21 protein-coding genes and 1 tRNA gene are annotated in these 23,747 nt (G+C 56.6%); 19 read left to right on the forward strand and 3 right to left on the reverse strand.

Annotated elements, in window-relative coordinates:
- The first annotated feature begins 81 nt into the window (after positions 1 to 81).
- From AC0V61_RS14010 to AC0V61_RS14035, 6 genes are all read left to right on the forward strand, one after another.
- Entirely contained in the window at positions 82 to 327 is a 246-nt protein-coding gene (locus AC0V61_RS14010; RefSeq protein ID WP_486158527.1) for a hypothetical protein, read from the forward strand.
- A complete protein-coding gene (locus tag AC0V61_RS14015) occupies positions 320 to 2,278 on the forward strand; it encodes a hypothetical protein (protein ID WP_486158529.1) in 1,959 nt (652 codons plus the stop codon). Before AC0V61_RS14010 ends, AC0V61_RS14015 begins: the two co-directional genes overlap by 8 nt.
- Positions 2,279 to 2,287: 9 nt before the next feature.
- The gene (locus AC0V61_RS14020) at positions 2,288 to 3,175 is read left to right on the forward strand and encodes a tyrosine recombinase (RefSeq protein ID WP_486158531.1); all 888 of its coding nucleotides are present in this window, start codon (positions 2,288 to 2,290) and stop codon (positions 3,173 to 3,175) included.
- A 10-nt stretch (positions 3,176 to 3,185) separates the two neighbouring features.
- Positions 3,186 to 4,130, forward strand: coding sequence for an acetyl-CoA carboxylase carboxyltransferase subunit alpha (locus AC0V61_RS14025; RefSeq protein WP_486158533.1), 945 nt, complete (start codon positions 3,186 to 3,188; stop codon positions 4,128 to 4,130).
- Between the two features lie 90 nt (positions 4,131 to 4,220).
- Positions 4,221 to 5,057: a M48 family metalloprotease gene (locus AC0V61_RS14030; protein WP_486158535.1), complete on the forward strand. Its 837-nt coding sequence runs from the start codon at positions 4,221 to 4,223 to the stop codon at positions 5,055 to 5,057.
- A complete protein-coding gene (locus AC0V61_RS14035) occupies positions 5,054 to 5,695 on the forward strand; it encodes a LysM peptidoglycan-binding domain-containing protein (RefSeq protein WP_486158537.1) in 642 nt (213 codons plus the stop codon). The genes AC0V61_RS14030 and AC0V61_RS14035 overlap by 4 nt, the downstream gene beginning before the upstream one ends.
- A 110-nt stretch (positions 5,696 to 5,805) precedes the next feature.
- Here AC0V61_RS14035 and AC0V61_RS14040 read toward each other — a convergent pair whose 3' ends face one another.
- Both AC0V61_RS14040 and AC0V61_RS14045 read right to left on the reverse strand, forming a co-directional pair.
- Positions 5,806 to 5,979: a Flp family type IVb pilin gene (locus AC0V61_RS14040; protein WP_486158539.1), complete on the reverse strand. Its 174-nt coding sequence runs from the start codon at positions 5,977 to 5,979 to the stop codon at positions 5,806 to 5,808.
- 132 nt (positions 5,980 to 6,111) lie between these two features.
- On the reverse strand, positions 6,112 to 6,300 hold the full coding sequence (locus AC0V61_RS14045; protein WP_486158541.1) for a Flp family type IVb pilin: 189 nt from the start codon (positions 6,298 to 6,300) through the stop codon (positions 6,112 to 6,114).
- Between the two features lie 96 nt (positions 6,301 to 6,396).
- Between AC0V61_RS14045 and AC0V61_RS14050 the strand changes: the two genes are divergently transcribed.
- The 5 genes from AC0V61_RS14050 (at position 6,397) to AC0V61_RS14070 (ending at position 9,056) form a co-directional block, all read left to right on the forward strand.
- Positions 6,397 to 6,837, forward strand: coding sequence for a (deoxy)nucleoside triphosphate pyrophosphohydrolase (locus AC0V61_RS14050; RefSeq protein ID WP_486158543.1), 441 nt, complete (start codon positions 6,397 to 6,399; stop codon positions 6,835 to 6,837).
- Positions 6,838 to 6,904: 67 nt separating this feature from the next.
- Positions 6,905 to 6,981 (forward strand) — tRNA-Arg (locus AC0V61_RS14055).
- A gap of 161 nt (positions 6,982 to 7,142) precedes the next feature.
- Positions 7,143 to 7,634, forward strand: coding sequence for a hemerythrin domain-containing protein (locus tag AC0V61_RS14060; protein WP_486158545.1), 492 nt, complete (start codon positions 7,143 to 7,145; stop codon positions 7,632 to 7,634).
- Positions 7,635 to 7,975: 341 nt separating this feature from the next.
- Complete coding sequence (folE, locus tag AC0V61_RS14065) at positions 7,976 to 8,590, forward strand: GTP cyclohydrolase I FolE (RefSeq protein WP_486159563.1); 615 nt, start codon at positions 7,976 to 7,978, stop codon at positions 8,588 to 8,590.
- A 31-nt stretch (positions 8,591 to 8,621) separates the two neighbouring features.
- On the forward strand, positions 8,622 to 9,056 hold the full coding sequence (locus AC0V61_RS14070; RefSeq protein WP_486158546.1) for a PaaI family thioesterase: 435 nt from the start codon (positions 8,622 to 8,624) through the stop codon (positions 9,054 to 9,056).
- A gap of 553 nt (positions 9,057 to 9,609) precedes the next feature.
- Here AC0V61_RS14070 and AC0V61_RS14075 read toward each other — a convergent pair.
- Positions 9,610 to 10,089 carry a redoxin family protein gene (locus AC0V61_RS14075; RefSeq protein WP_486158548.1) on the reverse strand — a complete coding sequence of 160 codons (480 nt, stop codon included), beginning with the start codon at positions 10,087 to 10,089 and terminating at the stop codon, positions 9,610 to 9,612.
- Positions 10,090 to 10,314: 225 nt separating this feature from the next.
- Between AC0V61_RS14075 and AC0V61_RS14080 the strand changes: the two genes are divergently transcribed.
- The 8 genes from AC0V61_RS14080 to addA all read left to right on the forward strand — a co-directional run bounded on the left by AC0V61_RS14080 (position 10,315) and on the right by addA (position 23,746).
- Positions 10,315 to 10,884 (forward strand): S-adenosyl-L-homocysteine hydrolase, encoded by a 570-nt coding sequence (locus AC0V61_RS14080; RefSeq protein ID WP_486158550.1) that lies wholly within the window; start codon positions 10,315 to 10,317, stop codon positions 10,882 to 10,884.
- Between the two features lie 167 nt (positions 10,885 to 11,051).
- Positions 11,052 to 12,470: an adenosylhomocysteinase gene (gene ahcY / locus AC0V61_RS14085; protein WP_486158552.1), complete on the forward strand. Its 1,419-nt coding sequence runs from the start codon at positions 11,052 to 11,054 to the stop codon at positions 12,468 to 12,470.
- Between the two features lie 137 nt (positions 12,471 to 12,607).
- Positions 12,608 to 14,953, forward strand: a complete 2,346-nt coding sequence (locus AC0V61_RS14090) for a PAS domain-containing sensor histidine kinase (RefSeq protein ID WP_486158554.1) — start codon at positions 12,608 to 12,610, stop codon at positions 14,951 to 14,953.
- 26 nt (positions 14,954 to 14,979) lie between these two features.
- The gene (gene tsaE, locus AC0V61_RS14095; RefSeq protein ID WP_486158555.1) at positions 14,980 to 15,465 is read left to right on the forward strand and encodes a tRNA (adenosine(37)-N6)-threonylcarbamoyltransferase complex ATPase subunit type 1 TsaE; all 486 of its coding nucleotides are present in this window, start codon (positions 14,980 to 14,982) and stop codon (positions 15,463 to 15,465) included.
- Complete coding sequence (locus AC0V61_RS14100; RefSeq protein ID WP_486158556.1) at positions 15,462 to 16,487, forward strand: aminoglycoside phosphotransferase family protein; 1,026 nt, start codon at positions 15,462 to 15,464, stop codon at positions 16,485 to 16,487. The genes tsaE and AC0V61_RS14100 overlap by 4 nt, the downstream gene beginning before the upstream one ends.
- Before the next feature lie 38 nt (positions 16,488 to 16,525).
- Complete coding sequence (locus tag AC0V61_RS14105) at positions 16,526 to 17,215, forward strand: nucleotidyltransferase family protein (RefSeq protein ID WP_486159565.1); 690 nt, start codon at positions 16,526 to 16,528, stop codon at positions 17,213 to 17,215.
- Complete coding sequence (locus AC0V61_RS14110) at positions 17,208 to 20,252, forward strand: PD-(D/E)XK nuclease family protein (RefSeq protein WP_486158557.1); 3,045 nt, start codon at positions 17,208 to 17,210, stop codon at positions 20,250 to 20,252. The genes AC0V61_RS14105 and AC0V61_RS14110 overlap by 8 nt, the downstream gene beginning before the upstream one ends.
- Positions 20,249 to 23,746, forward strand: a complete 3,498-nt coding sequence (addA, locus tag AC0V61_RS14115; protein WP_486158559.1) for a double-strand break repair helicase AddA — start codon at positions 20,249 to 20,251, stop codon at positions 23,744 to 23,746. Before AC0V61_RS14110 ends, addA begins: the two co-directional genes overlap by 4 nt.
- Position 23,747: the final 1 nt, after the last annotated feature.

Below are 23,747 nucleotides of genomic sequence, written 5' to 3' on the forward strand. Positions count from 1 at the left end.
ATCAAATCTTGGTGTTTGGGCAGCATCGTTTCAATTTCTCTGTTCCTTATCGGCCTAGACTTGGGGTAAGCCGCGCGCAATATGTCTGACAATGCAATCTCATCTTCGATGCAAACTGATCCCCGGCCGCTCGCACAGCGCTCTATGTCCCGATCAAAGGGCCAACGCGCGAAGTGGCGCTATGTGTTTTATGGGGTTGCGGCGGTGATGCTGGCTTTGATTGTTGCTTACATCGACGGCGGTGAAGAACCGCTTCATCCCATTGTCCAGACGGTTTCTCTCCCGATTAATGGGCCCCAATCAAATGGGGGAACCAGCCGTGAGTAGATGGAAGACCTATATTTCGGGAAGAGGTGCGGCTGGACTGGCGGTCTCAGGGCTAGCGGTCTCAGGGCTAGCGGTTTCTGGGCTTGCGCTGACTGGTGCATTGGCTGGTGTTACGGCAACAGGGTTGGCCTCGGCACAAGAAGCACCTGAATCCCTGCTGCCCCCTGGTTTTGATGATCCGGCACCGGCACCAACCCCTGCGCCGCAGCCCACAGCCGCGCCGCCCGTCTCGCCAGTAACCGCTCCCGGTGGCACCGCACCACCTGTGAATGCTCCGGTCGGTCCGGGGGCGCCAGGACCAGCACCTCTTCCCGGTAACCTGCCCAACGTTCCACAATTGTCAGCTGAAGAGCGCGATGGCTTACCAACCCTTGAGGAATTGGAGGAGCTTTCCACCGACGAGCTCGACGATCTTCTTGGTCTCAAACCCAAATTTGATATCCCTCCAGCAGCGCGCCGTTCGTTAAAGCAGGTGGGCGTGCTTGCCCCATCCGAAGGGGGCTTGCCGGTCAAATCGTTTGCCAATCAGCCCGAGCGGCTGGTTGAGGCTATTCTTAAAGGCACCAAGGGACCGCTGGTTTCGCGCTGGGGCCATATAATGGTGCGCCGCGCTCTTGTGAGCCGCCTCGAAGCGCCTGCTGGCATGAACCCGTCCGATTTTGCAGCAATGCGCGCGGGCGTACTCAACACCATGGGTGAATTCGCGCTCGCCCGCGCGCTTGTGCAGGATATTGACACTGGCAATTGGAACGAGGCGCTAACGGCCGAGGCGCTCACCGCCTATGTGGGGGCAAGCGATGTGGTAGGCGCATGCCCTGCGGTCAGGCTCCAGGGGTCGAGCCGCGACGACCCGCAGTGGGTTATGCTCTTGGCGATCTGCAATGCTTATGCAGGGGAAGGGGCACTTGCCTCGCGTCAGCTTAATACGGCACAAAATGAAGAGATCGCGCCAGAAATCGACCTCCTGCTGGCTCAGCGGTATGCTGGTGCTGCTGGGCGAGGGCGAGGCGGTACGACCGTTGAATGGGACGGGGTGGAAGGCATCACCCCTTGGCGTTTTAGCCTTGCCAATTCGGTGGGGGAGACGATCCCTGAAGGCATCCTTAGCAGCGCATTGGAGAGCCGTACTGGTTCCTATTACCGGCTAGCAGGTGCTGCCTCTTCCGCAGTGCCGCTGGATCAACGTATTCCGCATGCAGAATATGCAGCGACACGCGGTGTGTTTTCCTCCAAAGCCTTAGTGGATTTGTATAGCGAGCTCTATAACAATGAAGGGCTTGGCGGCGAGTATGCGCAGCGCGCATCGCGCCTTCGTGAGGCCTATGTGGTGGTTCAACCGGCGGCTCGGATTACTGCAATGCGCGGTCTTTGGGGCGAGGGTTCAGCAGGCTTTGCAGGTCAGATACTCACCGCTTACGCCGCAGCTCGCATACCGCCTTCAACCGAGGCGCTTGGCGATGCTGACCAACTGATTTCCTCGATGCTCACCGCAGGGCTCGACCGTGATGCCATGGCTTGGGGCGCATTTGTGGAAGAGGGGTCTTTGAGCTGGGGGCTGCTCGCGCTCGCAGCTCCTGATGGAGCGACCGCCACGATCACCGGCGTTGACGGATTTTTGAGCGGTGATGACAGCGAAGAGGCGCGCAAATCGCAGTTCTTTATCGCAGGACTGGGCGGCCTTGGCCGTGTGCCGGGAGATGATGTGAACGGTTACGGCGCTCAAGTGGGCGTCGATTTCACTCGCCAAACGCGTTGGACCCGGATGATCGATCGCGCCGCTGAGGTGAATAACAAGGCGATGGTCGCGCTACTCGCAGGGCTTGGCATGCAAGGCGAAAGCTGGAGCCAAATGACGCCGGTGCATCTTTATCACCTTGTTTCTGCATTGAACCGTGTTGGCTTTGAAGCTGAGGCTCGAATGATCGCTGCTGAAGCGGTCGCACGCGGTTAACCTTAAGCCATGTCGGCTGCGACGCGCGATTTTCTGGATATGCTTGCAGCGGAGCGCGGCGCCTCGGTAAATACCCTAGCAGCGTATACACGTGACCTTGATGGGGCGGAGGAGTTGCTGGGGGATCTGGCGAAAGCACCGCGCGCATCGGTGGCAAAATTGGCAGGAGCATGGGCTGATCTTGCGCCCTCTACAGTGGCTCGCAAGACTTCGGCGTTGAGGCAATTCTTTGGGTTTGCGATGGACGAGGGCTGGCGCGAGGATGATCCCTCAGGCGCTTTGCCCTCGCCTCGCACAAGGCGGCCTTTGCCAAAAGTCATGAGCCACGAGGCGGTGAACGCATTGTTTGCGCGTGCTGAATTGGAGGCGGAGAACGGGAAGCCTGCAAGTGTTCGGCAACTCGCACTTCTCGAATTGCTCTATGGGTCAGGGCTAAGAGCGACAGAACTCGTGAGCCTTCCAATCAGCGCTGTTCCGCGCGATGCGCCGCTTCTGACTGTCATGGGCAAGGGCGGGCAGGCCCGCATGGTTCCCGTAAGCGAGCGGGCAAAAGACGCAATTTCAGCGTGGCTGGAAGTGCGGCCTACTGAGCCAACCTCACGCTTCTTGTTCCCCTCGCGAGGTGGCAAGCACTTATCTCGTGTGCGGCTTTTCCAGCTCTTGAAGGAGCTGGCTGCACGGGCGGACCTCGACCCCGCAGGCATATCCCCGCACGTGTTGCGCCACGCGTTTGCGACCCATCTTCTTGAGGGCGGCGCGGACCTTCGCGTACTGCAAACCCTGCTTGGCCACGCCGATATTGCGACCACACAAATCTACACGCATGTCGATGCAGCACGGCTAGTGGAGCTGGTAAACTCGCGCCACCCCCTTGCAGGGGCGCGTCCAAAGCACTAGCGGAAATGGCATGATTTCTTACCTCGAATTTGAAAAGCCGGTCGCAAGTTTGGAACTGCGCATCAAAGAAATGCGCAGCCTTGAGGTTGATGACGGTGTCGATGTGGCAGCTGAGATAGAGCGGCTTGAAGTAAAAAGCGGTGAGCTGCTTGCTTCAACCTATGCCTCCCTAACGCCGTGGCAAAAGACCCAAGTGGCCCGTCACCCCCAACGTCCGCATTTTCGCGACTATATCGAACACGCCTTCACCGATTTCATGCCTCTTGGCGGGGACCGGACCTACGGCGATGATGAGGCGATCATGGGCGGATTTGCCAAGCTCGGGGAACGCCGGGTGATGGTCATTGGCCATGAAAAAGGCCATGATACGCAAACCCGGATCAAGCATAATTTTGGCATGGGAAAGCCTGAGGGGTATCGCAAAGCGATCCGATTGATGGAGCTGGCTGGACGTTTTGGATTGCCGGTTGTCACTCTCGTCGACACGTCGGGCGCTTTTCCGGGCATCGAAGCCGAAGAGCGTGGGCAGGCCGAAGCCATTGCGCGCTCGACCGAGGCTTGCCTTGCGCTGCCGACACCGATGGTTTCTGTGATCGTTGGCGAAGGCGGCTCTGGTGGGGCCGTAGCTTTGGCAAGCGCCGAGCGCGTGCTGATGCTTGAACATGCCGTTTACTCAGTGATTTCGCCTGAGGGTTGTGCATCGATCCTTTGGCGCACGTCTGACAAAGCAGCCGACGCAGCGCAGGCGATGAAAATCACCGCTCAGCATCTGAAGCGCCTTGGCGTCATCGACCGAATTGTAAAAGAACCTATCGGCGGCGCGCATCGCGATGTTGAAGGGACAGCAGCAGTGCTTGGCAAAACCATCGGCGAAGAGCTTGATAAACTTGCCAAAATGGACAGCAGCGCGATCCTTTCTCTGCGTGAAAAGCGGTTCTTGGAACTAGGCGGCTAGTTGTGTGTCCTAGGTCAGGGGGCTGACACAACCGCAAAGGATGTGCTTCAGCACCTCCAATATCTATCTGCACCGACCAGGAGAGGCCTCATGACCAAATTCACGCGCACGTTCAAAATGGCGGGGGTTGCCTCGCTTTCACTCGTTTTAACCGCCTGTGCGACCACACCCATTCCGGGGCAAACCGAGGCGATCACTCAAACCGAAGCGCAGCAAGGTGCACAGTACCACCCACAGCTGGTTGCTGAATTTGGCGGCGAAATGTCAGGGCCGCTGGGGCAATATGTCGAAGGGATCGGCAAGAATGTCGCTGTGAACTCTGGCCTCGGCGGCGCGCGCGACAGCTTTACCGTCTCCCTTCTGAATAGTCCGGTAAACAACGCCTTCGCGGTGCCGGGCGGCTATATTTACACCACGCGCCAGCTTGTAGCTCTAATGGAGAGCGAGGCAGAGCTTGCAGGCGTGCTCGCGCATGAGGTCGCTCACGTCACCGCGCGCCACTCTGAGCGGCGTCAAAGAAGGGCGCAGCGCAATCAAATATTTGGTGTACTTGGCGCAGTTGCTTCGGGGGTTCTGCTCGGCGATAGCCAACTTGGTAACCTCGCCACACGCACAGCCTTGGCCGCACCGCAATATGCCAATCTTGCCTATTCGCGCGCTCATGAGGAAGAATCAGATCAGCTCGGCATCGATTACATGAGCCGTGCTGGATACAATCCCAAAGCGATGGGCGATTTGCTCGAAAGGTTAGCGCTTCAAAACGCGCTCGACGCGCGCCTTCAGGGGCGGTCAAATGCGCGCCCCCCGTTTGGGCCAGTAGCCACCCGGACCCTGCCGCAAGGGTCCGTCTTGCGCATGCTTATGCCGAAGGAAAGCCGGGAACTGTCAACAATCGCGACGCATTCCTCAATCGAATCGATGGGATGATCTATGGTGATGATCCCAAACAAGGAATTGTTGAGGGGCGCGACTTCATCCACCCTGATCTTCGCCTCAAATTCAGCGCGCCAGATGGCTATTACATGCTCAATGGCACACGCGCCGTCGCTATTAACGGGCAAGGCGGGCAGGCCCAGTTCACAACGGCAACTTATAACGGCGATCTCTCGCGGTATATTTCACAAGCGTTTACAGCAATTGGGGGCCAGAACAGCCAACTCGCACCGAGCCGAATCGAGCGGACCCGTGTGAATGGGCTTTCTGCTGCCTATGGTCAGGCGCGTGTGAATAATGGAAATAGCCAAGTAGACGTCACTGTCTTCGCTTACGAGTTTGCACGTGATCAAGCATTTCACTTTGTGACGATTACTCCGGCGGGGCAGTCTAACCCGTTTGGCAGCATGTTCCAGTCAATCCGGAAGATCAGCGCATCAGAGGCCGCACAGGTTATTCCGCGGCGTTTGCGGATCGTCACGGTTCAGCGCGGTGATACGATTTCAGGTCTGGCGCGGCAGATGGCTTATGACACCGCTCAAGAAGAGAGGTTCCGTGTGCTCAACGGACTTGGCAACGGGGATGTCCTTCGCGCCGGGCAGCGTGTGAAATTGGTGGTGCGAGCGCGTTAGGCTTGAACCGGGTCCTGGTTGGGCTGCAGCCAAATACCAGTAAGACAAAAGAAAAGCGGCGGGGAAATTCCCCGCCGCTCCGCTTTTGAAAAAGTCGTGACGACTAATTCTTAGTTGAGGCCCGACTGCATGTCAGTCTGAACTTTAGTGAAGGTGTTGGTGAGCGTGCCACCAAGTGCACCCATAGCGGTGATTGCAGCAACAGCGATAAGAGCAGCGATAAGGCCGTACTCGATTGCAGTTGCACCAGCTTCGTCACGAGCAAGCTTGTTGATGAAAGTCATTTGTAGTCTCCTGGTTTTGGTCTTCGGTACCCGTTGTCCGCCTAACCCCGGTTTGATTGGGTTCAATTGGACGATTCGTGGAATAAACGCTGAGCAATTGAGAAATTCCTAATTCGGAACCTTTCAAATGTCTTAATTGCCCTCCATTGCCTCCACTGAGCGTTCCCGAACGAGGGTCCATGTTTCGTCGGTTACAGAAGCAACGCTCTGCAACGCTCCGATCATGGCGATAACGATCAGGCTCACTATCAGTCCGTATTCCACAGCAGTGGCGCCAGAATTGTCGTTCCCAATGTGCTTGAGGAAAGTCGTCAATTTCATGATGTCACCCGTAAAAACTTCCTGACGAGACAGAAAATCGGCTCAAGGCGTTAAAAAATCTCTAAGATGACAACCGAACATGGAAAAAAATCCGACATGACAGGCGAAATCATCTGGGTGGTCGCGGGTGCCTTGGCGGGTCCCGACGGTGAATGGCTGATGCACCAACGGTCCTTAAAAAAGGCCCATGGAGGTTTATGGGAGTTCCCCGGAGGGAAGATCGAAGCAGCTGAAATTCCAGTAGAAGCTTTGATTCGTGAACTTCACGAGGAACTTGGAATTGTGGTCGAGCCTGGTGATTGCAGCCCCGTTGGATTTGCAGAGGAGCAGCGCTCAGCGGGCGAAAAAGCGATTGTCATCTTATTTTACAAAGTCGCCGATTGGATCGGTAGCCCCCAAGCTTTGGAAGGGGAGGGCGTCGCTTGGTTCATGCCTGATGAGATTATGGCTTTGTCAAAGCCACCGCTTGATGAGCAATTGGCAAAGCAGCTGTTTGAAGACCAGCTTTACAGGCAATCTGACCAAAAAGGCAGTTAGTGTGACTATTTGACGCTGAAAGGGATTGCCAATCTGCTTATGGCCGCTTAAGAGCCGCCTCTCTCGCGCGCCAGTAGCTCAGCTGGATAGAGTACCTGACTACGAATCAGGCGGCCGGAGGTTCGAATCCTTCCTGGCGCGCCATAAAAGCCCATCCTCCGCAAAGAGGGTGGGCTTTTTTGGTGGGGCGTCGCGGCTAAGCGTTCGTTCGATGGGGAGCGCTGTGAGCCGGCAATACAATTTGGAACGATCGGCATTGCCAATCCTAAGTGTGATGTATGACAATTCACACGCAAGGAGCGACCATGACAATCGAGACAAACGTCCTCAAACGCATCGAGGAAGACCACAACCGCCAGCGTGACCTTCTTGACAGGATCGCGAAAACCGAAGGCGACAGCGAAGAACGCAGGCAGCTTTTCGAAGAACTTACGAAGGATTTGAAAAGCCATGCCGCAGCTGAAGAGCAGTCCGTCTACTCTGAAATGATCGCTAAACCCGAAGCCAATGACGAAACACGTCATTCAGTAGCGGAGCACCAGGAGATTGATGAAATGCTCAATGATCTTGCCGCGACCGATATGAGTTCGCCTGGTTGGCTGCAAAAATTCAAACAGTTTGATCATCGCTATCGCCACCACATCAATGAAGAGGAAGAGGACCACTTCCCAAATTTTGAAAAGCTGATCGATGAAGAAACAGACGCCGAGATGGTGGAAGTTTTTGAAGAACGTAAAAAGATCGAGAAGGCGCAAGCCGAAATCACTCCCGTGAGTTCTGACGACGCTAAAGAATAACACTCTTTCGCCAGACCGTTTTATCACAAGAGGGCCCTCCACTTAACGTGGAGGGTTCTTTCGTTGAGGGGTAGCCCATTGCGCGCCCGAAAAGGGAGCTGCCCGTTTGTGCGTGCAATTTCGCAGATTGCCCCTATATTGATTTGCAGGGGCAACCTATGGGGGTTGCAATCAATTCACGCCCGCCGATAGGTGCAAATTTTGCACGGAACTATCTGAGCATGCAGCGATTTTTACCCTTGGGATCACGGAAGGAAAGTTAACGGACCGCATGCCGGCTCCCTTTGCTTGCCAGGAATATGCCGCCCAAGCGGCAACAGAAAGGTAATGCCATGAATAGAATGCAAAGCCACATGCACGGGGAATTTGACCCCGACAATCCGCTTAACAAGCCCGACGTGCCAGAAGATGTGCAGGATGCCATTCGCACGCTGCTTCGCTGGGCAGGCGATGATCCTGAGCGTGAAGGGCTTCTCGACACCCCGAAAAGAGTGGGCCGTGCCTGGCTCGAATATTGCCGTGGCAATCAGGAAGATCCCTCAATCCACTTAGCCCGCATTTTTGAAGATGTGGGCGGATACGAAGAGGTGGTTCTGTTGAAGGACATCCCCTTCCAGTCGCACTGTGAACACCACATGGCCCCAATCACGGGCAAGGCACACATCGCTTATCTGCCTCACAAAAAGGTCGTTGGCATCTCAAAGCTTGCCCGTGTGCTTCATGGCTATGCGAACCGCCTTCAGGTGCAAGAGCGCCTGACGGCCGAGGTGGCTGAGTGTATTTGGAACAATCTGGAGCCGCGCGGGGTCGCTGTTGTGATTGAAGCTGAGCATGGCTGCATGACCGGACGCGGGGTTAAGGTGCATGAGGTTGAGATGCTTACAAGCCGCATGATGGGTTGTTTCCTTGAGGATCCGGCCAGCCGCAAAGAAGTGCTTGGCCTGATGGGCTTTTGAGCTTTTCAATAATCCCGCTAAAGATGCGGGCATGACCTCAAGTGAACGCATGCCCGTATTAACGGCCGATCAATTGGTCGACTTTTTTTGCGAAGCTTTTCCGGGCCAAGATCGCTCGGTTCATGACTTTGTTGAAATTAAAACTGGCTTTGTTCGGCTGCGTTTGTCGGCGGAGCATGCCATGCTGCGCCCGGGTGGGATTGTGTCTGGGCCCACACAAATGGCGGTGGTGGATCGTGCTGCTTACGCGGTGATCCTTGCACACATTGGCATTGTGCCTATGGCGGTTACGAGCAATCTCAACATCAGCTTCCTGCGCGCGGTTAAAGCGCACGAGTTTTTCGCCGATGCTCAAATCATTAAACTCGGCCGAAGATTGGCCACAGTCGATGTTCGCTTATGGCAGGACGATCCGGCAAAGATCGCTGCGCAATCGACCGTTACATACGCTCTTCCTGCAGAATAGACGCGCTCATTTGTGCGGCCATCAATCCGGTCCCATTTGTACCGCGATCTGAACCGACGATTTTAGATACAGGGAACGACGAAAATTCCAGACCCTCTAGCGTTTATGCGCTCTAGGGGTATGGAGCAGCCGGCGAGAAAGTCGCGCGCACAAGGTTTGGTGCATCCAAGCAGACCGAGTTTTCGCACCCATCTTTTGCGATCAGGTCTTGGATTATTCGAAGTCGCTGACAGCTTGCACCTTCACTCTTCACAGCAGTCAAGGGACGTTCGCGCATCACAGAGACTGATCTCACGAGCCGCGATAGTGTTTCCTCATCGATCGGATTACCATTCCAAGCAATGGTTTCATCCTGCCTGACTGTGACGAGGTTGAGGGGGTATCGCCCGGCCAAGTCTCTCCTTCGAACCGCGTCCATTCCCGAGCCGCTTCACACCTTGGGGTGGCTTGCGTCACATCTGCCACTGCGGGCGAAGCATGGAAGCTCCGCCCGCCGACAAAAATATCGGTGCGGCCAATGCTGAAACCGCAAAAAAGTTCAGGGTAGTTTTGATCAGAGCTGGCCGAGCATATGTTCAGCGCTGGAGACCTTAAAATCGCCGGGTTCCTCGACGTTCAGCTGGGTGACGGTGCCATCATCGATCACCATAGAGAACCGCTGACCGCGCTTGCCCATGCCGAAGCCTGAGCCGTCCATGGTAAGGCCAACCGCTTCGACAAAATCGCCATTGCCATCGGCCAGCATCGTGATGTCGCCAGAGCCCGCCGCATCATTCCACGCGCCCATAACAAAAGCGTCATTCACGGCAGTGCCTACAATTTCGTCAACGCCCTTGGCTTTGAGATCGGCTGCTTTCTCAACAAAGCCGGGCAAATGCTTGGCTGAACATGTTGGCGTGAATGCGCCGGGGACTGAGAAAAGCGCGACTTTCTTGCCTGCGAAATATTCTGACGATGAGACCGGCTGAGGGCCTTCTGCAGTGGCTTTCACCATGTTTACTTCTGGCATTTTGTCGCCGACTGAAATCGTCATTGTAGTCTCCATGAGCTATTACGGACTCGTACCTAAGAGAGGTCCTCCTTAGGTTTCCCCACTGATATAGGCGCTCCGTGCTGCTCCACAATGCCGGATTTTTTACCCGCTTTTTGAAGGAGAAGCGTGGTTTAATTTTCTTAACTCCAGATATTGAACCCTCGGTAAACCGGCTCAGCGACATTCAAAGACGTGGTGGAACACGACAGTCTTTGGGGACGCAAAATGAAAAGCAAATACGATATGACGGCAGATGGGGGCCTTCGGCGCTCGATAAGGTCGATTGGCTTTGTCATGGGGGTCGCATTGTCAGCGGCAGTGACGAGCGCTCCGGCAAAAGCAAACGATGGCTTTGAAGAGGCACATTCGCTGCGCAGTCTGGATATCATGCTTATGGTCACCGCTTTGCGATGCCGGACAGGGGAGCATGACTTTCAAAGCGATTATCAAGCGTTTTCAATCGCCCATATTGCGAGCCTTAAAGCGGCAAGCCGGACGCTCAAGCGAACCTTTGCGGCAAGCTATGGTGAGCGAAACCCGAACCGCGCGCTCGATCGTATGGGGGTTAAGATTGCAAACGCTTATGGCGGTGGTCATCCGTGGATGAGCTGCGCTGAACTCCAAAAGGAGGTCCGCGTGCTTTCGCAAAACTCAGATGTGGTGAGTTTGGCTCAGCGTGCGCGAACATTGCTCAGTGCGACCCGGCCACCTGCAAGAGTAGCCCCGCGGCTCGCACAAAATGAAGGTGTGAGGATTAGCTACAATATGACGGCTGAATGGGATAAGCGGCCCTGATGCAGGGATTGGCACGTGTCGAATTGCGGCTAGGTCATATCAACATATAAAGAAAACTTTATATTGTGATTGCCCAAGGGGAGAGAGGCGGCTAAAGGGCCACCTCATACCCTTTGGGCATTGCGCATTTTCGGCCGGTGCTCATCCAACAAGACAGGAGATGGCCCATGGCCACCGCAGCTCACACCCACGAATATGTGATCAAAGACATTGCGCTTGCCCAATTTGGCCGCGACGAAATTGCCATTGCTGAAACTGAAATGCCGGGCCTGATGGCTCTGCGTGATGAGTACGGCGCAGCTCAGCCTTTGAAGGGCGCGCGCATCACTGGTTCGCTGCACATGACCATTCAGACCGCTGTTTTGATTGAAACGCTTGTGGCGCTTGGCGCGGAAGTTCGCTGGGCGACCTGCAACATCTTCTCGACGCAAGACCACGCAGCAGCCGCGATTGCGGATCAGGGCATTCCCGTATTTGCGATCAAAGGCGAGACGCTGGCGGATTATTGGGACTATGTTGGCCGTATCTTCGATTGGTCGACTGATACCGATGCGGACCTTACCGCAAACATCATCCTCGATGATGGTGGCGATGCGACCATGTTTGCGCTTTGGGGCGCACGCATCGAAGCTGGCGAAGAAATGCCGGCACCTGCCAACGCTGAAGAGATTGAATTCCAGCGCGCGCTCAAAGCTTATGTCAAAGCGAAGCCCGGCTACCTCACCAAGTCGGTTCAGAACATCAAAGGCGTCTCAGAAGAGACCACCACCGGCGTTATGCGCCTCTATCAGATCGCCAAACAGGGCAAGCTTCCTTTCCCAGCGATCAACGTCAACGACAGCGTGACCAAGTCGAAGTTCGACAACCTTTACGGCTGTAAAGAGAGCCTCGTCGATGCAATCCGCCGCGCAACCGATGTGATGCTCGCCGGTAAAGTCGCCTGTGTCGCGGGTTATGGCGATGTGGGCAAAGGTTCTGCCGCCTCGCTTCGTGATGGCGGCGCGCGCGTTATGGTCACTGAGATTGACCCGATCTGTGCGCTTCAAGCGGCGATGGACGGCTACGAAGTTGTTTCCATGGAAGAAGCGACAAAGCGCGCTGACATCTTCGTGACCGCAACCGGCAATGAAGACGTCATCACCGGCGAGCACATGAAGAACATGAAAAACATGGCGATCGTGTGCAACATCGGCCACTTCGACAGTGAAATTCAGATCAGTGCTCTGGACAATTATGACTGGAAAGAGATCAAGGAAGGCACCGACATGGTCACCTTCCCTGAAGGCAATTCGCTTCTGATCCTTGCGAAGGGTCGCCTCGTGAACCTTGGCTGTGCGACCGGTCACCCAAGCTTCGTGATGAGCGCAAGCTTCACCAACCAGGTGCTCGCGCAAATTGAGCTCTTCACCAAGTCGGATGAGTACAACAATGAGGTCTATGTTCTGCCTAAGCACCTCGACGAAAAAGTTGCAGCGCTTCACCTTGAGAAGCTCGGCGTGCAGCTCACCCAATTGAGTCAAACGCAGGCCGATTACATCGGTGTGCCGCAAGCTGGTCCGTTTAAGCCGGATCACTACCGCTACTGACGCAAACTTACGGGGGCTCGTGCCTCCTGAACAATTTAGCCCCCGGACACCCGTAAAGCGTATCGCCTGTGGGTTTCCGGGGGCTTTCGTATATCTCCCCCGTTGCAAGCTGAGCCCCGTGCGCATAGCTCAAGGCGATGGAACTCTCGCAACCTGCCTTGATTGTGATAGCGATTGTGCTTGCGGCATGGACGATTGCGGCGGCTGTGTTTGTCCTGCGTGCAAATGCCAAGACCAACCGCACGAAGGCGATGCAGACCTCTTTGCGGCGTATGCAGCATTTGATTGATGCAGCTCCTGCTATCCCGCTTCTGGTCCGAACCGATGGACGTATCGAAGCGCCTGAACGTTTGGCACGCTGGCTGGGCCTTGAGAATATCCCTGCCTATCTGTCAGAACTTCAAGGCAATGCAGGCGAGGGTCTTTCCAAGGCCCAAGTGAACGAGCTGTGGGACAAGGTGCGCACCACGCAGAAAAGCGCCGGGCCTTTTTCGATGACCATTACGCCGCCAGGCTCCAAGAAAAGCCTGTCTCTTGAAGGCTCCCTTGCCGATCCTCAGGTGTCTCCGGGTGGTGCGGTGATTGTATGGGTGTTCGATTTTACTGCCAGCGAAAGCGAACTTGGCCGTCTTCGCTATGAAGCAAGCAATGCGAAGTCCGATTTCGCCGCGCTCAGTGGACTTATTTCCTCGGCTCCAACGCCGATGTGGATACGCGATCCAGAGATGAAGATCCGCCTTGCGAACGAGGCGTATGTGGAGGCGGTCGGGGCTCCCAATCTTGAGACCGTTATCGAAGGGCAGATTGAACTTCTTGAGCCGCGAAACGGACAATCTCCAGCTCAGCTTGCTTTGGACGCTTTTCAACGCAAGCAGCAGATTGACCGGGTTGATGGCGTTACGATTGATGGTGAGCGGCGCGCTATGCGAGTGACGGACCTGCCGCTTGGGCGGGACGGTGTTGCAGGCTATGCCATTGACGTAGAAGAGCAGCAGCAGATTGCCCGCGATTTTCGCGCCTTTCGCGATGCGCAAAGGGCGATGTTGGATCAGTTGTCAGTGGGCGTTGCCCAATTCAGCCCTGATGAAATGCTAAGCTTTGCAAACCGGCCATTTCGTCGCTTGTTTGGGTTGACCACCGACATGATCGAGGGGCGTTTGATCTTTGCGCGCTTTTTATCAGATGCAAGGGAACGCGGGCAGACCCCAGAAGTCAGGGATTTTCCAGAATGGCGCGAAGAGCACCGTTCATGGTTTGATGCCTCGGAGACGGTCGAGGAAAACTGGCCATTGCCAGGAGGTATGCACCTTCGGATCGTTGCACAGCCGATGCCAGATGGCGGCCTTGTTATGATCGCTGAAGATCGCACTGAGCAACTCGCGCTTTCCGCGACGCGCGACACCCTTCTTCGCACGCGCACCGCAACCCTCGATAGCCTTATCGAGGCGCTCGCGATCTTTGCGCCTAATGGCTCTGTTCAATTGTGGAACCGCAGCTTTGCAGGCACTTGGGGCCTTTCGGCAGAGCTGCTTGATACGCATCCTAGCGCAGAGGCGCTTTTGACCGCGATTAGCAGGAATCTGCGCGAACCATCAGAAGTCGAGGCCATTGGGGCTGTGGTGAGGGCTGCAACGCTGGACCGCCGCGAAAAACAGGGGCAGGTGGCGCTCAACGATGGGCGGACCCTGCGATTTGCAGGTGTTCCATTGCCCGACGGGAATGGTCTCTTGACGGTCCTCGACATCACCGATTCTCAAAAGGCGGAGGCGGCTCTACGAGACCGGGCGGTTGCCTTGGAAGAGGCAGATGCCGTCAAAGCTCGCTTTCTTGCCAACATGTCATACGAATTCCGCACGCCTCTCACCACGATCGGGGGCTATGCTGAATTGCTCGCAAGCGGGGCAGCAGGCGAGATAAATGAGCCGGCTGGCGAATATGTCGATGCCATTCTCACATCGGTTGCGCGGCTTACCGAACAGGTTGAGAATGTCCTCGATCTTTCGCAAACCGAAGCGGGCCTGATGCCAATTACGAAGGAGAAGGTGGACCTTTTGCCGTTCCTCACAGACTTGGTTCGCGAGCGTGAAACGGCGATTGTGAAGGCGGGAATTGGGCTTGATCTCAAAGGCCGGCGCGGGCGCGTGGTTGAGGCCGATCCACGCCAGCTTGGCCGGGCGGTGGGCAATCTGATTGACAATGCGATTACCGGCACGCCGCAAGGGGGGCAGATCACGATTGAGATCCCCAAACCGGGCCGCGAGGATGAATGGCGCGGGTGCATCATGGTTCGCGACGACGGCAAAGGCATGTCGCGCGAGCATTTGGACCGGGTGTGGAATTCACAGCCCAGCGGTGAGGAGGCCGGAGCAGGCTCTGGCCTTGGTTTACGCTTGGCGCGCCAACTGGTTGCAGCACATGGAGGAATGCTCGAACTCGATAGCCAAGAAGGTGTCGGCACCATTGCAGTGATAACTTTGCCATGAGTGATCGGGCCATGAGTGATCGGGCCATGAGTGATCGGGCCATGAGTGACCGGGCCATTGGCGACACACGCCAATACAATCTACCCGATTTGGCAGCGATGAGCGCGTGGGGCGCTAAGATCGCAGCGCTCGTTCAGGCTGGTGATGCCATTGCGCTTGAAGGCGGGCTTGGGGCTGGCAAGACCACTTTGGCTCGGGCAATCCTTGCAGGGCTTGGCCATGAAGGCGAAGTTCCATCGCCAACCTTCACGATTGTAGAGACCTATGACGCTCCGCCTTTGCGTGTGCCTGTTGCGCACGCCGACTTTTACCGTTTGGAGGACCCTCGCGAAGCCTTGGAACTTGGCCTTGATGATTATCGCGAGGGCGCTGTCCTTATCGCGGAGTGGCCGGACCACGCTGGCGGGTTCGCGCATGAGGCGGGCTGCCTCACGATTGTGTTGGAAACGTGCATGCAAGGCCGGATAGCGACTGTGAAAGCGGGGCAAGATTGGTTAGGGAGAGTGCCATGAGCAAGCTACCTGACGGTATTGAGAGATTTGTCGCCGAAGCAGGATGGAAAGGTGCTGCGATTGAGCCACTGGATGGCGATGCGTCTTTCCGCCGCTATTTCCGAATTCGGCGTGCTTCGGGCGAAGCACCGTTAACCGGAATGCTGATGCATGCACCGCCGCCTAAAGAAGATCCCAAACCGTTTCTCAAAGTAGCCAAATGGTTGGAAGAAAATGGGCTTCGCGCTCCTAAAATCTATCATGAGAAATGGCGCAAAGGCTGGGTCCTAACCGAAGACTTTGGCGATGTGCGGATGAAGGAATGGATCGATGCTCATCCCGATGGAGAGAAAGGCGCTTACACACAGGCGCTCGGCCCTCTTTTTGATCTGCTTAAATGTCAGCCAGGCCCATTTCCGCAATATGATATGAATGCGTATCTGGCTGAGGTTGCGCTCCTGCTCGATTGGTATTGCCCGGCCGCCGGGCTTACATTTGACCGGGAGAGTTATTTCAAGGCATTTGAGGAAGTCCTTGAGCCTGTCGTGGCAGCGCAAGTCCCCGGCGTAACAGTCCTTCGAGACTATCATGCTGAAAATATCATGATGCTCTCACCACAAACCGAGGGGCCAGATATAGGTACGGGAGACCAAGGCCTTATCGACTTTCAGGACGCGCTTGTTGGGCATCCCGCCTATGATTTGGTCTCATTGCTTCAAGACGCTCGGCGTGATGTACCCGAGGAGCTCGAACAAGAAATAATGGACTATTATCTCTTGGGTGCCCTTGGATCAATCAAAGGGGATTGGGATTTTGACGCGCACTATGCGATCCTTGGTGCGCAGAGAAATGCAAAGATTGTCGGTATCTTCACCCGGCTTGCCAAGCGCGACGCAAAGCCGAAATATCTTGACCTGATCCCGCGAGTTTGGGGCTACCTTGAAAGAGATTTAGCGCATCCAGCGCTCGAACCCCTGGCCAATTGGTTCGATGCCAATATCCCCGCCGAGCTTCGAGCTTCTGGCGGGAGGATCACTTTGTGAGCGACATCGCAAGATCGGGCCTTGTCACGGACACAGCTATGGTAATGGCCGCCGGTATGGGCAAACGTATGCGCCCGCTCACAGCCACAATGCCAAAGCCAATGGTGCGTGTTGCAGGGAAGCCTCTGATCGACCACGCACTTGATCGGCTGGCTGAAAGCGGTGTGAGCCGCGCGGTTGTTAATGTGCATTATCTGGCCGATGCGCTTGAGGCCCATGTGCTAGAGCGTGACCTTCCCAAGGTAACGATTTCCGATGAGCGCGAGACTTTATTGGAAACGGGCGGCGGCTTGATCAAAGCGCAAGAAGAGCTTCCAGATACATTCTTTTGCCTTAACGCCGACAACATCTGGCTTGATGGACCGCGCACCGCGTTCCAGGACCTGTCGGCGCGCTGGGACCCAGATCAGATGGATGCGCTTTTGCTGTTGGTTGGCCATGCTCGAGCTGAAAACTTCACGGGCAAGGGCGACTTTCATATGGACCCGCTCGGGCGCCTTACTCGTCGCAAATCAGGCCGTATTGCGCCTTTCATTTACACAGGCATTCAGCTCGTCTCAAAGCGCCTCCTTCGCGATGCGCCACAGGGTAAGTTTTCAACCAACATCCTTTGGAACCGCGCTATGCAAGAAGGGCGGCTGTATGGCATTTCCTTCACTGGACTGTGGTTCGAGGTAGGAACGCCAGAGGCCATCGCTCCCACGCAAGATGCGCTCAAACGTGGCTGAGGCGAACAGATCAAAAGAGAGCGCGCCCAATATCTATTCTATCGCGGCGCATCGCGGCTTTGCTGATGCCCTCGTTGCAGGGCTCGTTCCGCGGTACGGCGATGAGGACATGGGCCTTGCTCGCCTTACCCTTCTTGTTCCCAGTTCAAGAGCCGCGCGCACAATATCCGAGGCGTTCATCCGTCACACAGGCGAAACGGGCCGTGCGGGCATGCTGATGCCGCGCATGGTGGCGATTGGTGATCTTGATTTGGACGAAGCCTTAGGCGCGCTGCTTGATCCACTTGGCGCCACAAAAATTTCTCCTGCAAGCGATCCAACGCGGCGCTGGCTTGAGCTTGCACGATTAATCGAGGTTGAACGTTCAGAGCTGAATGAGCCGAAACTGCCAGGTGCAGCAAGGCTCAAACTGGCGCGCGAGCTTGCTCGCACGATGGACCGGCTTTTGGTCGAGGAAAAGGCGCCCGATGATCTTTTGAGCGATCCCATTCTCGATATGCTTGGGAACCTTTCAGAGCATTGGAAGCGCTCGCTTCGCTTGTTTGCACGGGTTCAAGAACGCTGGCGCGCGCGGCTTGAAGAATTAGGCGAGATTGATGCGGCCACAAGGCGCAACCAGCTGTTCGACCGGGCAAGCGGCAAGTGGAAAGCGCAGCCCCCGCAAACGCCAATTGTCGCAGCCGGTGTGACAAGCGCCTCGCCAGCGTTAGCGCGCATGCTGCGCGTGGTTGCAGACCTGCCAAATGGCGCGGTGATATTGCCTGACCTTGACCTTTCGCTTTCTGACGAGGCTTGGGAAGAATTGGGCCGGGCAGGGGCAACGCCGGAACCAGGCGGTGAGATATTTGGCAAGCAGGACGCGCTCACGCACCCGCAATACCACCTGAAGCTGCTGCTACAACGCATGGGCATTGCGCGCGAAGAGGTTCGGCCGTGGCATCGCTCTGGCATGAGTGCTGCAGAGCCTGCTCGCACGGTAGCGATCAGCTCGCTGTTTTTGCCCCCACAGGCGAGCCGGTCATGGGCGAAGATGGGGCCTGAACTACGCCGCCTTAAAGATGTGCGACTGATGACCAGCGCTACGGCAGAAGATGAGGCACAAAGCATCGCTCTGTTGGTGCGCGAGGCCCTTGAAGTGCCTGAGAAGCGCGTTGCTGTGATTAGCGCAGACCGGTCGCTTGCGCGCCGCATTGCGCAAAATTTGCAGCGCTGGAACATTGACGCTGATGATACGGCAGGCCGCGCTTTGTCCCTGACGCCAGCGGGGCGTATAGTTGGACTGCTCTCCGATTTGGCGTCGACCGGATTTGGTCCTGCACAAGTGGTGAGCACGCTGTCGCATCCATTAGTGCTGCGTGATGATCCTGAGGCGCGACGTGTTTGGCTCTCTTCGCTGCGTAAGTTTGATCGTAAGCTGCGCGGCCCATCGCCTGCGCCCGGCCTTGCACCCCTGCGGCAATTTGCGCGCGAAGCGGATGTTGTTGAATGGTGGGATACGATCGAGAAGGTGCTTACACCGCTGTCTGATTTTCCCAGCGAGTTGCCGTTTGCTGACGCCTTGGATGTATTGGCGCAATGTGGCGAAGCGCTAGCAGGCGAGGCGCTTTGGTCGCGCGAAGATGGCCGTGCGCTTTCTGCAATGATCGAAGAATTGCGGCTCAACTCGCGCAATCTTGGCACGCACGTGGCGCCCTCTGACCTTGCAGGCGTTATGCGCGATTGCATGGACGAAATCGCGGTGCGACCGCCTTATGGTGGGCACCCCCGCGTGGCGATCTACGGCCTGCTTGAGGCGAGGTTGGCGCGCGCAGACCTTGTCATATGCGGCGGGCTTAATGAAGGCAGCTGGCCTCAGGCACCGGGTTCAGATTCGCTGCTCGCCCCAGGCGTTTTGCGGGCGCTGGGCGTGCCGGGGACAGAGTTTCGCATTGGCCTTGCGGCACATGACTTGGCAGGAGCGATGGGCGCGCCAGAAGTGGTGCTGAGCCGGGCTCAGCGCGATGCAGAGGGGCCAACGCTGCCTTCGCGTTTCCTTTTGCGTGTAGAAGCGCTGCTGGGTGAGCTTGCCAAGGAATCGCGAGAGACACGCATGGGTTCGCTTTTGGCGGCTCTTGACCGTGCACCTGAGCCCGCTCAGCCGTATCCACGTCCCGCGCCATCCCCAAGCGCCAAGCAGCGGCGTGTTGATATTAAAGTGACTGGTTTGGACCGGCTGTTGGGCGATCCTTACCAATTTTATGCCAGCGAAATTTTGGGTCTCAGGAAGCTCGATTGCCTGGCCGCCGACCCTTATGCAGACCCTGCGCTAAGAGGTACTTTGGTCCATGATATCCTCGACAAGTGGCACCGCGCGCGTGTGAACGAACCGGGCCTGCCAATTGCTGAATTTGCCGCTGAAAAATTTGAACAGGCGCAGGTACACCCCCTGTTCAAAGGACTTTGGCAGCCGCGCCTTATTGCCGCCTTAGAGCGCTTTGCCGCGTGGGTTGATGAGGGCGCTTTAGAGGGGCGGCAAGTTGTTGTCACCGAGGCGGATGGCTCAATGTTAGTCAAAGGCGTCAAAGTGCGCGGGCGCGCTGACCGGATAGACCGCATGCCTGATGGGACCCTTGCTATTGTGGATTACAAAACCGGTGCGCCGCCTTCCAAACAGCAAGTATCGGCAGGTTATCGTCTCCAATTGGGCTTGCTTGGCCTCATTGCGCGTGACGGCGCGTTTGAGATCGATGATGGCCTTCTTTCACAAGAACCAAGCAAATTCGAATATTGGTCTGCACACAAACATGAAGGCGATTATGGTGAGATATTTGAGCCGCTTAAACTGAGCGACCGGCAATCTGGTTTTACGCTGGACGAATTCCTACCCGAGCATGAGAAATTCCTGCACGATGCGATCAATCGCTTCATCCTTGGCACAGATCCTTTTACCGCCAAAGAGAACCCGGATTATCCTGGCTATTCTGAATATGATCAGCTGATGCGCTTGGAGGAGTGGATAGTCCGAGTGAGCAACCTTCAACAGGAAGGTGAGCGATGAGCGGCGCGGTATTCCCTCTCGAAGACAACCAATTAGACGCAGCAAACCCGCGCGACAACGTATGGCTGTCGGCCTCTGCTGGCACGGGTAAAACGCAGGTTCTCTCCGCGCGTGTGCTCCGCTTGCTGCTTACCCCCGGCGTTGAGCCGAGCCAGATCCTTTGCCTGACCTTCACCAAAGCGGGCGCGGCTGAGATGGCTGAGAGGATCAACTCTGTGCTCGCGCGCTGGGTTAGGCTGGATGACGTTAAGCTTATGCAGGAGCTTGCGTTTCTTGGCGCTGATAAGCACCCTGAAGCGCGCGACCATGCCCGTACCTTGTTCGCCAGCGTGCTCGATTGCCCCGGCGGTGGTCTCAGGATCGATACGATCCATGCGTTTTCACAATGGTTGCTCGCAAACTTTCCCGAAGAAGCACAGCTAACCCCCGGCGCACGGCCCATGGAGGACCGGGAACGCGAGCTTTTGGCGCGCGATGTCTTGGCGCAGATGCTGTCAGCAAATGATGAGAGCTTTAACGCGGCCGTGGCTCACTTTGCGAAAGCGAAACAGCCAGATGATTTGCGCAAATGGCTGATGAAATGCGCGAGCTCTGCCGACATGTGGGAAGGCCACGGGGCGTGGCAAAGCCCGATGGATGGCCGTGTGCGCTGTGTATTGGGAATGCCTGCTGATGCGGACGACGCTTGGGCTAGGGAAGTCCTGCACCCAGATCTCTTTCCTGATGCGCAGCTCACCGCGATGCTCCCGTTGATGCAAGCTTGGGACACGCAAGCGGGACGCGCTTGTGCTCAGTTCATCCCTGTTTGGCTGGCAGGCGAGCCAGAGGCCCGTCCCTCGCTGGTGGATCAGTTTTACCAAACGATCCTTACAAAGACGGGCACTCCGCGTAAGATGGCAAAGCCGTCTAAAACCGATCCTGTCCTGCCACAGCGACAAGCGGACATTGCTGAGAGCCTTGCGCTCTATAAGGATCGGCTCGCACTCCTCGACCTCTCAACCTTTCTCACCAATGCGCTGGAGATGGGGCGCAAGTTCTGGCAGCGTTGGGAAGAAGCCAAGACGCGCGAAGGGTATCTGGATTTTGACGATCTCATCCGGCGTGCAGCGCAGCTTTTAAGCAATAACGAGGCCTCCGATTGGATTCGCTATAAACTCGACCGGGATTTTGATCATATCCTGATCGACGAGGCACAGGACACCAACAAAAGCCAATGGGACATCATCTTTGCGCTGATCGATGACTTCTTTTCAGGCGAAGGCGCTCGGGGCGACAATATCCGCACGATTTTCACCGTGGGCGATTACAAGCAGGCGATTTTCGGATTTCAGGGGACCAGCCCGGAAAATTTCGAAACCGCTAAACTCAAAGTCAAAGCGCGTATCGAAGCGGCGCGTGCCAACGCTCACGAGATGCGTGATGAGCGGCGCTTGCCCACATGGAATGACCTTGATCTGGGACGCTCCTTCCGCACCGCGCTGCCTGTGCTCGATTTCGTCAATCAGACGATGGACGCAATTGGGCATGAGGAGTTTGGCCTGACGGAGCGTTCCGCTGAACATATAGGCGATGATCGCGCCGGGCTTGTGACCTTGTGGGAGCCGGTCAAAGGTGTCGCCGATGAGGTCGAGGGCGAAGACCGCAAGCAGGATTGGCTGCCTGCACACGATACCCAAATGGCCGAGAATATCGCAGAACAAGTGCGCCTTTGGGTCAGCGATGAAGAGCCTTTCGTGCTTGAAAAGGACTTTGATCGCAAAGGCGAACGGCGCCATGCACGGGCGGGCGATGTCATGGTACTGGTGCGAAAACGCAAGGATTTGGCGCGCCAGATTGTGGCGAAACTTCATGCTAAGGGCGTGGGCGTGGCAGGGGTTGATCGGCTGCGCCTTGGCGAACCTCTGGCGGTGAAGGATTTGATGGCGGCCTTGCGCTTTGCTGCGCAGCCCTTGGATGACTTGTCGCTTGCCAATGTGCTTGTCTCGCCGCTCATCGGATGGTCGCAAGAAGAGCTGCTTGAATTTGTGCCGCGCGGCCCGGGCAAACGCTTATGGGAACACCTTCGGCATCACGATAACCCTCGCGTGGAAGAGACCGCAGAAAAGCTCAAAACACTGCTTGCGCGTGCTGATTTTGAAACGCCGCAGGACTTGCTGTCTTGGCTCCTCACCGGACCTTGGGGCTCTCGCCGTGAGTTGGTCGCACGGCTGGGGCGTGAAGCAAACGATCCGATTGATGAGCTTATAAACTCCGCCTTCGCCTATCAAACCTCGCATACCCCTAGCCTTGCCGGTTTTATCGAGTGGTTCGATGCTGGTACGACCGATCTGAAACGCGATGCCGACGATGCAGGCGGGCAGGTGCGTGTGATGACGGTGCATGGCTCGAAAGGCTTGCAGGCGCCGATCGTGATCCTTGCCGATGCGACAGGTGATCCGGACACAAAAGGTGATCTGGAACTGCGCGATGATCCGCTTGGGGCAGAAAAGGAAGATGCGCGCAAGGTGCCTCTTCCATCGCTCAAGAAAGACGAAAGCGTTGGCCCGGTGGAGACCGCGAAAGAAGCCGCTGCCAAAGCTGCCATGGAGGAACACTGGCGGCTTCTTTATGTGGCGATGACCCGCGCGGAAGAGGCGCTGTTTATCGGTGGCTCGCTTGGCAAATCGCGCGCGGAGAAGGGGCCGCACGAGGACAGCTGGTATTCTCGGCTTGAACCGCTGTTTGATGTGCCAACTGAGGAAGACAGCGTCTGGGGTACGCGGCGCGAGCTTGGCGCGAGTGCCGTGCCAGAGGCGCTTGTTCATGAAACGCGGGCCGGCGGGGGGATCTGCGAAATTCCGAAATGGCTCACCGCGCCTGTGGGATTAGAGCCCAAGCCGCCAAAACCTCTTGCACCAAGTTCTGCGGGCGAAGAGCAGGGCTCTGACCCGCCGCTTGCGCCAGAGATTGCCAAGGATGCGGCGAGACGGGGGACTTTGATCCACGCGCTGTTGGAGCGCCTGCCCGATGTGGCACCCGATGCGAGGCGCGAGGCGGCGGGACGGTGGCTGGAGAAGCATGCTGGTGATCTGAACCAAGGCGCACGTGACGAGATGCTCGAGAGCGCTCTGGCGGTGCTCGATACGCCTGAATTTGATGAAATTTTCTCCGACCAAGCGCTTGCCGAAGTGCCGCTAACCGCACAAGTGGGCGGGGTGGTGATCGCTGGCACGGCTGACCGGCTTTTGGTGACGCCCCAGGCCGTTACGGTGGTCGATTTCAAAACAACTCGCCGCCCGCCTGAGAATGCCGGGAGCATTCCCAAAGGCACAGTCAAGCAGATGGCGGCCTATGTGAGCGCGCTTGAGGTGATCTATCCGGGCAGGTCGGTGAGGGCCGCTGTCCTTTACACCCATGCGCCTGCGCTCTTCGAGGTTACACCTGCCCAGATTGAGGCGCACAAAAGAAGTTTGGGGGACACACAGGATAAGTTTGTACCTCTTGATATTGAGTGAG

The sequence above is a fragment of the Erythrobacter sp. JB1-4 genome (assembly GCF_057365025.1).

Excerpts from the sequence above, each read along its gene's own strand:
- AC0V61_RS14060 (WP_486158545.1), top strand. The coding sequence starts at position 7,143 with ATGACAATCGAGACAAACGTCCTCAAACGCATCGAGGAAGACCACAAC.
- folE (WP_486159563.1), top strand. The coding sequence starts at position 7,976 with ATGCAAAGCCACATGCACGGGGAATTTGACCCCGACAATCCGCTTAAC.
- AC0V61_RS14020 (WP_486158531.1), top strand. The coding sequence starts at position 2,288 with ATGTCGGCTGCGACGCGCGATTTTCTGGATATGCTTGCAGCGGAGCGC.
- addA (WP_486158559.1), top strand. The coding sequence starts at position 20,249 with ATGAGCGGCGCGGTATTCCCTCTCGAAGACAACCAATTAGACGCAGCA.
- AC0V61_RS14075 (WP_486158548.1), bottom strand. The coding sequence starts at position 10,089 with ATGACGATTTCAGTCGGCGACAAAATGCCAGAAGTAAACATGGTGAAA.
- AC0V61_RS14025 (WP_486158533.1), top strand. The coding sequence starts at position 3,186 with ATGATTTCTTACCTCGAATTTGAAAAGCCGGTCGCAAGTTTGGAACTG.
- AC0V61_RS14030 (WP_486158535.1), top strand. The coding sequence starts at position 4,221 with ATGACCAAATTCACGCGCACGTTCAAAATGGCGGGGGTTGCCTCGCTT.
- AC0V61_RS14050 (WP_486158543.1), top strand. The coding sequence starts at position 6,397 with ATGACAGGCGAAATCATCTGGGTGGTCGCGGGTGCCTTGGCGGGTCCC.
- ahcY (WP_486158552.1), top strand. The coding sequence starts at position 11,052 with ATGGCCACCGCAGCTCACACCCACGAATATGTGATCAAAGACATTGCG.
- AC0V61_RS14070 (WP_486158546.1), top strand. The coding sequence starts at position 8,622 with ATGACCTCAAGTGAACGCATGCCCGTATTAACGGCCGATCAATTGGTC.
- AC0V61_RS14035 (WP_486158537.1), top strand. The coding sequence starts at position 5,054 with ATGATCTATGGTGATGATCCCAAACAAGGAATTGTTGAGGGGCGCGAC.
- AC0V61_RS14090 (WP_486158554.1), top strand. The coding sequence starts at position 12,608 with ATGGAACTCTCGCAACCTGCCTTGATTGTGATAGCGATTGTGCTTGCG.
- AC0V61_RS14080 (WP_486158550.1), top strand. The coding sequence starts at position 10,315 with ATGAAAAGCAAATACGATATGACGGCAGATGGGGGCCTTCGGCGCTCG.
- AC0V61_RS14045 (WP_486158541.1), bottom strand. The coding sequence starts at position 6,300 with ATGAAATTGACGACTTTCCTCAAGCACATTGGGAACGACAATTCTGGC.
- tsaE (WP_486158555.1), top strand. The coding sequence starts at position 14,980 with ATGAGTGATCGGGCCATGAGTGACCGGGCCATTGGCGACACACGCCAA.
- AC0V61_RS14105 (WP_486159565.1), top strand. The coding sequence starts at position 16,526 with ATGGTAATGGCCGCCGGTATGGGCAAACGTATGCGCCCGCTCACAGCC.
- AC0V61_RS14010 (WP_486158527.1), top strand. The coding sequence starts at position 82 with ATGTCTGACAATGCAATCTCATCTTCGATGCAAACTGATCCCCGGCCG.
- AC0V61_RS14040 (WP_486158539.1), bottom strand. The coding sequence starts at position 5,979 with ATGACTTTCATCAACAAGCTTGCTCGTGACGAAGCTGGTGCAACTGCA.
- AC0V61_RS14100 (WP_486158556.1), top strand. The coding sequence starts at position 15,462 with ATGAGCAAGCTACCTGACGGTATTGAGAGATTTGTCGCCGAAGCAGGA.